The organism is Actinomadura sp. 7K507 (assembly GCF_004348425.1).
In the GTDB taxonomy this organism is placed as follows: Bacteria; Actinomycetota; Actinomycetes; order Streptosporangiales; family Streptosporangiaceae; genus Spirillospora.
This window is the reverse complement of record NZ_SMKK01000281.1, coordinates 1-10,962: the sequence shown is the minus strand read 5'-3', so window position 1 is coordinate 10,962 and position 10,962 is coordinate 1. Positions and strand designations below refer to the sequence as shown.

The following is a 10,962-nucleotide window of genomic DNA, read 5'->3' as shown; positions in this document are numbered from 1 at the left end:
ATCGATACGCTGGGCACGAGGTCTCCGGTGTTGATGGTCTTCTTGGTCGTTGATCCATCTACCGGAGACCTCACTCATCTCTGGATGCGACATGCCGCCCGAACCGGACTTCCTAAACACGGCCTAGTCCGACGGTCTTGGACTTCTCGCTCGGGCTGCCGTTGACGACCACCACCCGCAGTGTCCGAGCCTCCTCCTGGGAGGGGGTGCGGCCGCCGGAGAGAGCCCGCTGGTCGCTCACGGTGGTCGTCACGCCGCCTGCTCCTTCCGGGAGCCGACCTCGCGGCGTACGACGGGGGCGACCTCGGTGCCGAGCAGTTCGATCGCCTCGAGGACGTCCTCCTGCGGCATCCCGCCGAAGCCGATCTGGATCAGGGCGCGGTCCAGGCCGTAGAGCTCGTGGTAGGCCAGCAGCTTCTCGATGACCTCCTGCGGGCTGCCGACGACGAGACCGGCGTTGGGGGAGGTCTGGGCTTCGAAGGCGGCCCGCGGCATCGCGAACCCGCGGCCACGCTGGTGGTTGTTGGCCATCATGCCCTCCGCGAAGTAGGGGTACATCGTGTCGCGGGCGCCCTGGCTCGTACGCCCGACGTAGCCGTGAAGGTTGATGCTGGTTCGCAGCGTGGCGGGGTCGTGCCCGGCCTGCTGTGCGGCTTCTCGGTACAGGTCGATGGTCTGCTGGTGATATGTGATCGGCCCGAGCAGCAGCGCCATGGCCATGGGGAGGCCGAGTCGGCCGGTGCTGATGGCGGAGGCGGGGGTTCCTCCGACGCCGACCCAGATCGGCAGCTCCTCCTGCATCGCGCGGGGACCGATGTCGGCGGCGTCCAGTGCGGGGCGGAAGCGTCCGTTCCAGGTGATCGGGTTCTGCGCGCGGATCCGCAGCAGCAGGTCGAGCTTCTCGCGGTACAGGTCGGCGTAGTCGGCCAGGTCGTAGCCGAAGAGGGGGAAGGACTCGGTGTAGGAGCCGCGGCCGGCGATGATCTCGGCCCGGCCCCCGGAGAACTGGTCGAGGGTGGCGAACTGTTCCCAGACCCGCACCGGGTCGTCGGAGCTGAGCACGGTGACCGCGCTGGTCAGCCTGATGTTCGTGGTGGCCTGGGCGGCCGCGGCCAGTACGACGGAGGGGGCCGAGCCGACGAAGTCGGTGCGGTGGTGCTCACCGAAGGCGAACAGGTCGAGCCCGACCTCGTCGGCGAGCCGCGCCTGCTCGATGGTTTCCCGGGCGCGCTGGTGCGCGGAGGGAAGCGTGCCGGTTTCCGGGTCGGCGGTGATCTCGGCGAACGTCATGAAGCCGATCTCGAAGGGGGATCGCTCGCCGGTGACGGTGGTAGGCAACGTGCTCTCCTTACGGTCTTGTGCGGACGCCGTTCGGTGTCCCGAACACAATAAGATGTCTGCGCAGGCAGATATTCCACCGAAGTGCTGCCTGCGCAGACATGTACGCCGGCGATGAGGACGGCGGTCGCGGTACGCTTCGGAAGTGGCGACTCCACCTCTGAGCGACCTTGAGAACGAGGCCTGGCAAGGCTTCCTGTATGCCCACGACCGCATCTGGCGTGAGATCGAGGCAGGGATCGCGCCGCTGGGCGTGAGCATGGCCGAGTACAGCGTCCTGTCCCTGCTCGGCCGAGCCGGTCGCTCCGGCATGCGGATGTCCGAGCTGGCCAGGGATCGGCTGATGTCGACCGGTGGTTTCACCCGGCTCGCCGACCGGCTGGAGCGCCGCGGGCTCATCGAGCGTCAGCGTGCGGCCGGGGACGGGCGCGGCTACGTCGCCGTCCTGACACCCGATGGGCGCAACCTCCTGCGCAAGGCATGGAAGCAGCAGCATGCCGACGTGCGCCGGCTCTTCCTCGACCGTCTCGACGACGACGACCTGCGCGACCTCGCGCGGATCTGGTCACGCCTCGGGCCGGAGAGCGACGAGGGGGCGAGCCTGCGGTGACGGGCGCGTGGGTGACGCAACGGGCCCGGAATCTGCTGATGGACCTGGACGACCGCGCCCAGCAGCACGAGGCCGGTGCGGTCAGCAGCGGAGATCCGGTGGCCGAGCCGGATCAGCTCGCCGTGGATGTGCCGGTGACTCCAGCCCGGGTTCTCACCGGCCAACTGCAGCACCGACTGGCGGATCTAGGCGAAGCCCTTGTGGCGGAACCGTACGAGCACGCCCGCCGAGTGCCCGGCGGCCTGTGGAATCGGCACCGTCGTCCGACCCACGGTTTCAGCCGGGACTTCCCAGATGGTCGACCATGTCGCCCCACCGTTCAGGGTCAGTTCGACGCTGCCGGTCGACCGATAGGGATAAAAGGAGGTCGAACTCGATAACCGGGCTTTGCTGGCCGGTCAGGTCGACCGCGGGGGAGACCAACGAGGCGTCTGTCCGAGAGTCATTGCCACGGCCGGCTCCCACGGTGGCGAAGGCCCCTTCAGAGCCCGGTGGCCGGCTGAGGGGCGAGATGCTGAACAGCCAACCGAGATCGGTGTCGGGCGTGTGGGTGACGGCCCAACCGTCCCGCGGCGGCCCGTACTCCCAGCCCGTGAACTCCGCGTAGAGGTGCGTGGCCTGCACGCTGCTGTTCTCCCTGGGCAGTGGAGCCGCAGATGCGGCAGGCTGACCGGTCAGCGTGGAGACGGTGAGCACACTCACCGTGATGGCCAAGCCGGAGAACACCGACGAGAGCTTTCGCTGGACTGAATGATGCTGTTTCATAAATTCTCCCTTGCCTGCCCTCCGGGCCCCGAGGCGATCACCGAACTCGCCGGAACGCGTCGGCGGGCGCCATGCGCCATCACGGCCGTGGCACTCGGCCCCACGCTCGCCCCGGCACTCGCTCCTCCCGTCCGCGAACTTCGCCTCACGCGAGGGTGCCGCCGTCGATGACGAACTGCGAGCCGGTGGCGAAGGACGAGGCATCCGAGGCGAGAAACAGCACCATGTTCGCGATATCGGACGGCTCGCCCAAACGGCCGAGGGGAATGGGAATGCCGACTTGGTCGCTCTTCCCCGCGGCATCGGCACGCCCAGCCTGATCAGCGTTCCCAGCTTCCAGACGGCGCACCATCTGGGTGTTGGTCACGCCTGGATGTACGGAGTTGACGCGTACACCGTACGGGGCGGACTCCATGGCGATCATGCGGGTCAAGCCGGTGACGGCGAACTTCGATGCGCCATACGGGGAGGTGTCCGTGCCCACGGATGACAGACCGCCGATCGACGAGGTGTTGATGACCGATCCGGCCTTCTTCGCGTACATGATCGGCAGCACGTGCTTCAGACCGAGAAACGAGCCGCGCACATTGATGGCCAGCACGCGATCGAGGTCCTCGACCTCCTGCTCGATGATCGGGGCGACCCTGCCCTCGATGCCCGCGTTGTTGAAGAAGACGTCGATCGTGCCGAACGCGTCGACGACGGCCTGTACGTAAGCCGCGACGTCGTTCTCCTTGCTGACGTCCGCCTTGAGCGTGATGAGTCGGCCGTCCTCGGCGCCGAGGGCGGCGGCGGCCTCGGCGAGTCCGTCGGTCGAAATGTCGACGATCGCCACCTTCGCCCCCTCAGCGAGGAGTGCCCCGGCCGCCGCCTTGCCGATCCCATTGGCGCCGCCGGTGATGACGGCGACCTTGTCTCGCAGATCCGTGTAAGTCATTTCTTTGTCTCCTTCTGAGGATCGAGACCTCCAGTCGCAGAGGTCCTGTTCTATGCCCGCCGCGTCCACGCCGGTGCGGCGACACCGACAAGGCCATTCCGATCGCCGCAAGGAACGGCGGAGGGCAACTGACCCGACACGTTGGGGCATGCCGTTGACTGGGCGTATCTTTCTTCTGTTAGATCAATTTCTTGGCCTCGCCTTCGGTGACGGTTGAGCCGAGCGTGGTCTCATGGAGGTCACCGAAGACTTCGATGCGGATGGACTGGTCGATTCCGCCGATCAGGACCGGTGCGTATCCACCGGTTTTGATCAGTTCGGCCACCGCGGCGCCGGCTTCCTTGTGGTCGGTGGCGTGGAACTGCGCGGTGGGTGGCCGATGGCCGCTGCCGCCGGCGAGAGTCGGTGCCGACTGGGTCCCGAACGCCTTGGCGAAGCGGGCGTCCGCAGGCACCAAAGCGGCCAGTACCTGTCCAGCGGATTCGTCCCTTGCGATGGTCTTGGTAAACCCGCCGTCGCCGTCGACGGTGACGGGGTTCGATGGGTCGATGATGGTCTTGCCGCCCAATTTGCCGGCGTATCTCGCGAGCAGGTCCTTGGCGACGTCGAACCATACGGCGAAGACCACCTTGTCCGCCTCGGTGATCGCATCGGCGACCGTTGACGCGCGGGCGCCGACGTTGTCGGCGACAGCCTGTGCATGCTTGAGGCTCCGGCTTGCCAGCACCACGTCCTCGCCGCCGCGAACAAAATTCGCGGCCAGTACCGACCCGATGGCGCCTGCTCCGATGATCGCGGTTGTCATTGTGTTACCTCTTCGTTTGCCGTGATAGGGGTATCGGTTATCCGGCAGGGGCGAATGACCCTTCTTGACTGGTCGGGCGGTCAGCACCGCACTGCCGGGGGGGGACGGGGCTCAGGAATCCGTCTGCGGCAGTTCCCAGATGTCAGCGACCAGCGGAAAGCCCGCGGGGTCGATATAGGAGCCGTTGTTCACGATCCTGTTGTTGGCGTGGCCGAGGGTGTGCAGGCTGAAGGCCGCCTGCAGCGCGTTCCACTGGCCCTGGAGCTCCAGGGTTTGATTCACGGCCCTCTTGGCCATCTTCAGCCCGGCAGTGGGGCGGGTCGCGATCCGCCCGGCAAGGGCCAGCGTGGCCGACTCCAGGTCGGCTCGGGGGACCACCCGGCTGACCATGCCGATTTCCTTGGCCTCCGCCGCCGTCAGGACGTCGCCCGTGAGCAGCAGCTCCTTCGCACGGCGCGCACCGAACTCCCACGGATGCATGAACAGCTCGACAGCGCTCATCCCGAACGCCGTGACCGGGTCGGCGAAGCGCGCGTCCTCACTGGCCACGATCAGGTCGGTGGGCCACATGATCATCAAGCCGCCGGCGAACACGCGCCCCTGAACTGCGGCGATGCTCGGTTTGGGGAAGTTGCGCCAGCGCCAGTGCAGTTGCAGGAAGACCTCGTGCTCCCAGGCCATATCGCCCTCGACGCCGCCGAGCCCCAGTCCGCCCTCCAGCGTCACCTGGTCCATGCCGTCGGTGCTGAAGAGCCCATCGACGTCGTGCCCCATCGAGAAGTCCTGGCCCTCCGCGGCGAGGACGAACACGGAGATCGAGTCATCGGCCGCGGCGCGGCGGTAGGCGGCGTCGAGCTGGTAGAGCAGGTGGACGTCCTGCAGATTTCCGGTCTCGGACCGGGTGAGCGTCGCGCGGGCGACACGCTCGGCGGGGACGTCGTAGGTCACGCGGTCACCGAGCTTTACCGGCTCGGGCAGGGTGCTGTCGGTCATCTCAGCCGTCCTTTCACAGTGTTGTGGGCGCTGGGCCCCTCTTGGTCGCGGTGGCAACCGGCCTCCCGGGCGGGCGCCACCATGCCGCCGGCGTCGGGATGAGCGAGGAGACCATGGAGATCGCCCTACCTCGTTGATGAAGCGACCCGAACAACCTGCCTGTGCAGACACTTATTCCGGGATGGGGCCGTCCTATTGGGCGCCAGTTGTCCCGCAGGCGCATGACCCCGAGGTGGTGCGAGACCTCCCCGCCGCTCTCAGGACCCGCCACCCGCACCTGCGCCATCACCTGCATCGGCCGCGCCGGGACCGCCGCTGGCTCGCCTGACCGGCCGACCCGGCAGCGATGACCGGATCTGGGAGCTCCGACGTTCCTCATTCCCACCTGTCTCCCGCCAGGCGTAGCGCCGGTTCGAATCAAGTACGGGGTACGCCACAGATAGGTGCAGGTGTCTCCGCGGGACGGCTGGTGATCGTTGGCACGTTCGCCCTCAACCTCCTGAGCCGCCCGAATAGCACGTGACCCGCCCTGGTTGAGTCGTCAGGCCGATCGGCGCCGAACCATCCCCGCGTGTGCGGGGTCGACGGTGGTGGGCTGGTCGATCGACTCGGCGCAGACCCGGCCACGCTGGTCACCAACGTGGCCGCGACTGACGGCGTGATGTTTCGAGTGTCGGGCCCTGGCCCTACGGTTCACGCATGACGCCTGAGTTGCTGGACAAGCTGAGCCGGTTCCGTGAACAAGCGCTCGCGCGTGACATCCCATCAGCCGATGTGGAGCGGTGGATAGGCACCGCTCGCCCGTGCGCGATACTCAATCCGAGGGCGGACGGGCCGGTCGTGGGGCGGCTCGGTGGTCCTGTCATGATTCCCGCCGACGAGCCCGATCCCGTGTGCCCTCTCGTCGCCTCCATCGACCTTGCGGCCCTGCCCAAGTACGCGACGGACCTCCCCCTGCCGCCCGACGGCCACCTGCTGCTGTTCGCCTACCCCGACGTGGATTTGATCGGCGGCTCTGACTCCCTGGGTGATGCGGTCTACATCCCTGCCGGTACGGCCGTCGAGGAACGCCAGGTCGACCTGGAGCCGGACAACGAGGTAGCTCAAATGAATTTTCCGCAGGGCCGACTATGCCTGAGAACCGATGTCTCTTTGCCCTATCACCAGGAGATACTCGACCCCGGGCCTCCTCCCGTCAGCAAGCGGCTCCCGGATCACCCCTATGTCTCAGAACTGCAGGATGCGTGGGAGGGGATGCCGGGTGATGGCATCGACTTTCATCCTGGGCTCCAGATAGGCGGATACGCCGAGGACGAATACCGCGAAGAGGACCCCGCCGTCATCGCCGGGCGGCTGGCGGCAACGGAAATACGCCCCGAGGACTGGGTGCTTCTCGCCCAGTGGTACAGCGGCGTCGATGGGCTGGGGATGGCTTGCTTCTGGTGGGCGATCGCAAAGCAGGACCTGGCCGCACGACGCTTCGACCGGGTGTTCGCCGCCATGACCAATAACCCCTGAGAACGGCCCACCACCATCGGCCTGAAGCTCACAAGTCCCTCTTCATCCGCGAATCCCCGTCGGCGGTGCGGCCAAGCTCCACCTGGGTCAGCAGGGCCAAGTGGTCCACCTGATACGCCTTGGCCCCCAGACCCAGGCGGAGCTTGGTCGCACCAGTCGGACCATTCCCGGGCCTGGCGCCATTCACGGACGCGTTCTGGCGTCCACACCAACACCGCATCCGCGCCACCCTGCGCGCCGCTCTCAACCAGGCGATCCGGGAACGGCGCATCGACCTCAACGTCGCCTCCCTGATCGCACTGCCCACCGGCCGAAGCCCCAAGGCACTGGGTCGACCTGGACGAAGGCGCCATCCGGGTCCGGTGGCAGATCACCCAGATCGGTGGCGTCAGCGAACGTCCTGCCCGACCTGGCCCGCCAATCCGCCGAAGACGCCGCCGCAGTCATCCTCAACGCCCGCCGGACCGGACGAAACGACATCGCCCGGCCGGGTCGTCCATCTGCCGGGGACGTCGAGCCGGTGACCCGTCCGGGGCCAACGGGGGCGGTTGTGGCCGGAGGAGCGCTGGGTGGACGATCGCGGCGATTCGCGGGGTGGCGGCGACGGGTTCGCGACATCCGAGCGCACCATCGAGCGAACACGGGGACGAACCGGGACGGAATTTTGGATCTTGGCAGTGGTAAGACTGCAGGTTGGAAAGGGGCGCGCCCGGCAGGATTCGAACCCGCGACCGTCGGATTAGAAGTCCGAGGTAAGAGCTATCAGCTGGTTATTCTGGGTGTCGGTGTCTGTCGCTCCGTCCCATTATGCCCGAATACTAGCGGCCTAAGGTGGCAATCTATGCCGCCTGCTGCTGACGCGTTTCGCGACATACGAGCAAACAACGAGCGAACAAGCGGGTCCGCGCTGTCAGCGCGGGCTGGATCGTTGCATGGCGCCGCGGGTGTTAGGTGTCGAGCTGGAAGTTCTTGGTCAGGGTGTCGATGGTGAAGCTGCTGCGCATGGGGCACGCGCTGTTCTGGTTGGCGAACAGGCCAGCGGCCCAGAACGCGTCTGCCTGAGGACGGGTATTGTCCCACTCGACAGCGACCACGTATTCGGTAATGTCCTCGTCCTTATCCGTGGTGTGGACGTAGGTGCCCTGGAGGTCCAGGTCACGGAGACGCTGTTCTTGGCCGTTGACATCGACGATGGCTTCGGCGAACGGCTGGGCTTGGCGGGTCACGGTGCCGACACCGACATAGCCACTCTGCGGGATGTGGACGAATACGCGGCCGCCAACGGGGAGTTTGCGGAGGGTCTTGCTGTACCAGACACCGCCGCCGGCTGAGACGAACCCGTACCGGCGGGCGTCGTCCCAGACGCGGATGCCGGTGTTGTCGACGCCGAAGGAGACGTACCAGTCCTGGCCGTTCCACCGCTCTCTGGTCTTCTTCGCTGAGCTGGTCTGGGCGGTGATGGTGGTTTCGCTGACCAGCCAGGTGCGGGCCAGGTACTTGCGGCCGTCGTCGGTGAAGTAGCGGAAGAACGCCACGTTGATCGGGACGTCGAAGGTGCTGAGGTAGGTCACGATGCGTTCGGTGGCGGCGTCGGCGTCGTGGGCGATGATGGTCAGTGTGTGGGAGGAGTTCAGCTCCTCGGGTGGGCTGGTGTCGAAGGTCTCTGAGAACGCGGTCTCGAACGGGACTGTGTGCTTGCAGGCCTCGTAGAGGGTCTTGATGTCCTCGTGGGTGAGGCCAGAGACCCAGGAGCCGTAGTCGAGTGCCTGGGCGACGACTTCGCGGGGGGTGCGGCCACGTTTGAGTTCCAGGACGTGCAGGTTGCCTTCCTCGTCCATGCCCAGCAGGTCGATGGTGCCGCCGGTCTTGGTCGGGACCTGGCGGCCGATGATGAGCAGCGGGTACCCGAGGATGGCCGGGTCCTGCTCGATCAGGGCCTCGAGTTGCTTCTCGAGTTCGATGCCGGTCGAGTTCATCCGTTGCGGTTTGCCGCTGTCCACCCGCCACAGCCCCACTTCGACCGGCACGCCATCTCCCTCGCTCACAAGGACATCGACATGGGCGAACCTGGGAGCCTCAGCGATCTCGACGTTCGCCCCGCTCATTCCCAGAGTGTCAGAGGATGGCAGGTTATGAGGTGCCATGGCCGCACTGGTTGGTGCTCCAAGGCGGCGGGTGGTGAAGACTAGGGCTCGAGGTAGAGGTCGGTGGCTGGAGGGCGCCGTCATGAGGCTCGTCCGTGTCAACGGCGCGCCAAGCGTATTCACGCGTCGTCAACACCGTGCAGGGCCCGGTAGATGGCGGCGATGTTGCGGGCGTCACCGCACGCTACCTGAGGCCGGCCGGTGGCTCCCTGGGGGCGGGCGGCGGCGGCGCTTCGCCACCCCGCGCCGAGGTGCGCATCAAGGTCGCGACCTGGACCGAGTACTTCTCCCACTGCGCGACGAAGCGGCCGCACACCTTCGCCGAACTGGACGCAGTGACCGGCCTCCGAAGTGCTCGCGGACCTCGCCTCAAGCCACGACGTGAGCCGAGGCGGGCTCGAGGCCAGGTGCCGCGCGGGCCTTGAAACGGCCACACCCAATCGTCGGGATCGCCGAGCCCGCTGTAGGTCATGCCCAGACCGTTGCCGGTGAGTTCTACCACCAGGAGTTCGGTAAGGGCCAGGTTCAAGGAGCCGTATCACGAGGTCCCCCCGTTGCTCCGGGGGGAAGCTCAGCGGTCGATGGCTACACCGGCAAGGGCTACGTCGGTGCGGGCGCGCGATCGGTACCGCTCGGCGGAACAAGCGCCGAAAGCTGGGTACGCAAGAAGCTGTTCAACCAGTACCACGCTAAGGCCGGCGCCCTCGGTGAACGCGGCGCCGCCACACTCAAGCAGTGGCACGTCCTGTGCAAGGCTCGCTGCTCACCAGCCGCTGCGCTGGAGCGACCTGGAACTCGTCCGCCAGACCGGCCGCTACGCGCCAAGCAATAACTGCGTGATCAACAACGTCAGCGCCCCCCGGCCGCACCGGACCGCCATGTCGTCCTCACGATCTGGCAGGTGTCCTACCTGGATCAGTCGCACTACCTCTGCAGCGACGACCAAATCACCCCGCGACCTGCTCCCATACAGAGGCCTGGAAGGTCGCATGATGCGACCTTCCAGGCCTCTGTAATTCTCATAAAGAAGGGTGTTTCGTTCTATCTGAGGTCGAGTTGTCCGGCTTTGATGCACCCGAGGAAGCTGGCCATAGCATTCCGGTCGAGGACGATGACAGGACTCGATTCGTCGAGGACACTGTCACGGACGCCGGTCATTCCGGCACCCAAGATACTCACTTCGAGGCAGCCGGTGTTGGCGCCGCAGAACCGGCTCTTGTGCCACCCGGTCCGCTCTAGCAACGGACCGGGGGTGCGAGTCTGTGTTTTTGGCGGGTCGAACTCCGCGGCGCCCACGATCATGTGGCTTCCTTACCATGTGAGAAGCAGCTCAAACGCGGCCGCGCCCTCACCTCTTCCTGTGAAGACTGAGAGCGCGGCCGCACGTCGAATGAATGATCTCGATATTGCCTACGGGTATGCCAACTTCCGCCTCCGTAATGTATCCAACATTTTAGCTGATCGTGACCATTCAACTAGAGTTCGCTAAGATTTCCAGGTGGTTTAGCGGGTCGAGGTCGCCGGCATCTGGTATATGGATCCAGCCGTAGCGGGTGAGGCCGCAGACGTTGATTTCGACCGCGCGGTGGTACGTCTGCGGACACAGGCCGGAGTATCCGTGGATGACGATGGCCTCGTAGATCTGCTGGGACACGACCAGGGCGAGGGGCGCGCTTGCTTGCCGCAAGGCCGAGCGCACCGCGTCGGCGTCGAGGAGGCGAATCGCTGACGGCGGCCGTGACAAGCTCCCCGTAGGCGGCCAGACACCGCCCCACTGATGGCCAGGAAGTTCCCCAGGGACGGCCAGATATCTCCCCGCTTGATCGTGATCGTTCCCGGTCGGCGAGAGTCG

10 protein-coding genes and 1 pseudogene are annotated in these 10,962 nt (G+C 66.2%); 2 read left to right on the top strand and 9 right to left on the bottom strand.

Annotated elements, in window-relative coordinates; all coding sequences use genetic code 11:
* Nucleotides 1-112: 112 nt before the first annotated feature.
* A complete protein-coding gene (locus E1285_RS46035) occupies nucleotides 113-253 on the bottom strand; it encodes a hypothetical protein (protein WP_165966938.1) in 141 nt (46 codons plus the stop codon).
* Nucleotides 250-1,338, bottom strand: a complete 1,089-nt coding sequence (locus tag E1285_RS39065) for an LLM class flavin-dependent oxidoreductase (RefSeq protein ID WP_207947140.1) — start codon at nucleotides 1,336-1,338, stop codon at nucleotides 250-252. The genes E1285_RS46035 and E1285_RS39065 overlap by 4 nt, the downstream gene beginning before the upstream one ends.
* 145 nt (nucleotides 1,339-1,483) lie before the next feature.
* Here E1285_RS39065 and E1285_RS39060 point away from each other — a divergent pair, with 145 nt between their 5' ends.
* Nucleotides 1,484-1,948 carry a MarR family transcriptional regulator gene (locus E1285_RS39060; protein WP_207947138.1) on the top strand — a complete coding sequence of 155 codons (465 nt, stop codon included), beginning with the start codon at nucleotides 1,484-1,486 and terminating at the stop codon, nucleotides 1,946-1,948.
* 276 nt (nucleotides 1,949-2,224) lie between these two features.
* Here E1285_RS39060 and E1285_RS39050 read toward each other — a convergent pair whose 3' ends face one another.
* The 4 genes from E1285_RS39050 to E1285_RS39035 form a co-directional block, all read right to left on the bottom strand.
* Entirely contained in the window at nucleotides 2,225-2,713 is a 489-nt protein-coding gene (locus tag E1285_RS39050; RefSeq protein WP_132159639.1) for a hypothetical protein, read from the bottom strand.
* A gap of 145 nt (nucleotides 2,714-2,858) precedes the next feature.
* On the bottom strand, nucleotides 2,859-3,650 hold the full coding sequence (locus E1285_RS39045) for an SDR family NAD(P)-dependent oxidoreductase (RefSeq protein ID WP_132159638.1): 792 nt from the start codon (nucleotides 3,648-3,650) through the stop codon (nucleotides 2,859-2,861).
* A gap of 178 nt (nucleotides 3,651-3,828) precedes the next feature.
* On the bottom strand, nucleotides 3,829-4,455 hold the full coding sequence (locus tag E1285_RS39040) for an NAD(P)-binding domain-containing protein (protein WP_132159637.1): 627 nt from the start codon (nucleotides 4,453-4,455) through the stop codon (nucleotides 3,829-3,831).
* 111 nt (nucleotides 4,456-4,566) lie between these two features.
* Nucleotides 4,567-5,448 carry an enoyl-CoA hydratase gene (locus tag E1285_RS39035; RefSeq protein WP_132159636.1) on the bottom strand — a complete coding sequence of 294 codons (882 nt, stop codon included), beginning with the start codon at nucleotides 5,446-5,448 and terminating at the stop codon, nucleotides 4,567-4,569.
* A 699-nt stretch (nucleotides 5,449-6,147) separates the two neighbouring features.
* On the opposite strand from E1285_RS39035, the gene E1285_RS39030 reads away from it, so the two are divergent.
* A complete protein-coding gene (locus E1285_RS39030; RefSeq protein WP_207947137.1) occupies nucleotides 6,148-6,966 on the top strand; it encodes a DUF1963 domain-containing protein in 819 nt (272 codons plus the stop codon).
* 947 nt (nucleotides 6,967-7,913) lie between these two features.
* On the opposite strand, the gene E1285_RS39025 is transcribed toward E1285_RS39030, so the two are convergent.
* The 3 genes and pseudogenes from E1285_RS39025 to E1285_RS46960 all read right to left on the bottom strand — a co-directional run.
* Nucleotides 7,914-8,993, bottom strand: coding sequence for an endonuclease NucS domain-containing protein (locus E1285_RS39025; protein WP_132159635.1), 1,080 nt, complete (start codon nucleotides 8,991-8,993; stop codon nucleotides 7,914-7,916).
* A 1,158-nt stretch (nucleotides 8,994-10,151) separates the two neighbouring features.
* Nucleotides 10,152-10,412: a DUF397 domain-containing protein gene (locus E1285_RS39020; protein ID WP_132159634.1), complete on the bottom strand. Its 261-nt coding sequence runs from the start codon at nucleotides 10,410-10,412 to the stop codon at nucleotides 10,152-10,154.
* Nucleotides 10,413-10,581: 169 nt separating this feature from the next.
* Nucleotides 10,582-10,962: pseudogene (locus E1285_RS46960) on the bottom strand (hypothetical protein); the annotation flags it as partial.

Bases quoted from the DNA above. Each gene is read 5' to 3' on its own strand.
- E1285_RS39040 (WP_132159637.1), bottom strand. From the start codon at position 4,455: ATGACAACCGCGATCATCGGAGCAGGCGCCATCGGGTCGGTACTGGCC.
- E1285_RS39035 (WP_132159636.1), bottom strand. From the start codon at position 5,448: ATGACCGACAGCACCCTGCCCGAGCCGGTAAAGCTCGGTGACCGCGTG.
- E1285_RS39030 (WP_207947137.1), top strand. From the start codon at position 6,148: ATGACGCCTGAGTTGCTGGACAAGCTGAGCCGGTTCCGTGAACAAGCG.
- E1285_RS39020 (WP_132159634.1), bottom strand. From the start codon at position 10,412: ATGATCGTGGGCGCCGCGGAGTTCGACCCGCCAAAAACACAGACTCGC.
- E1285_RS39050 (WP_132159639.1), bottom strand. From the start codon at position 2,713: ATGAAACAGCATCATTCAGTCCAGCGAAAGCTCTCGTCGGTGTTCTCC.
- E1285_RS39045 (WP_132159638.1), bottom strand. From the start codon at position 3,650: ATGACTTACACGGATCTGCGAGACAAGGTCGCCGTCATCACCGGCGGC.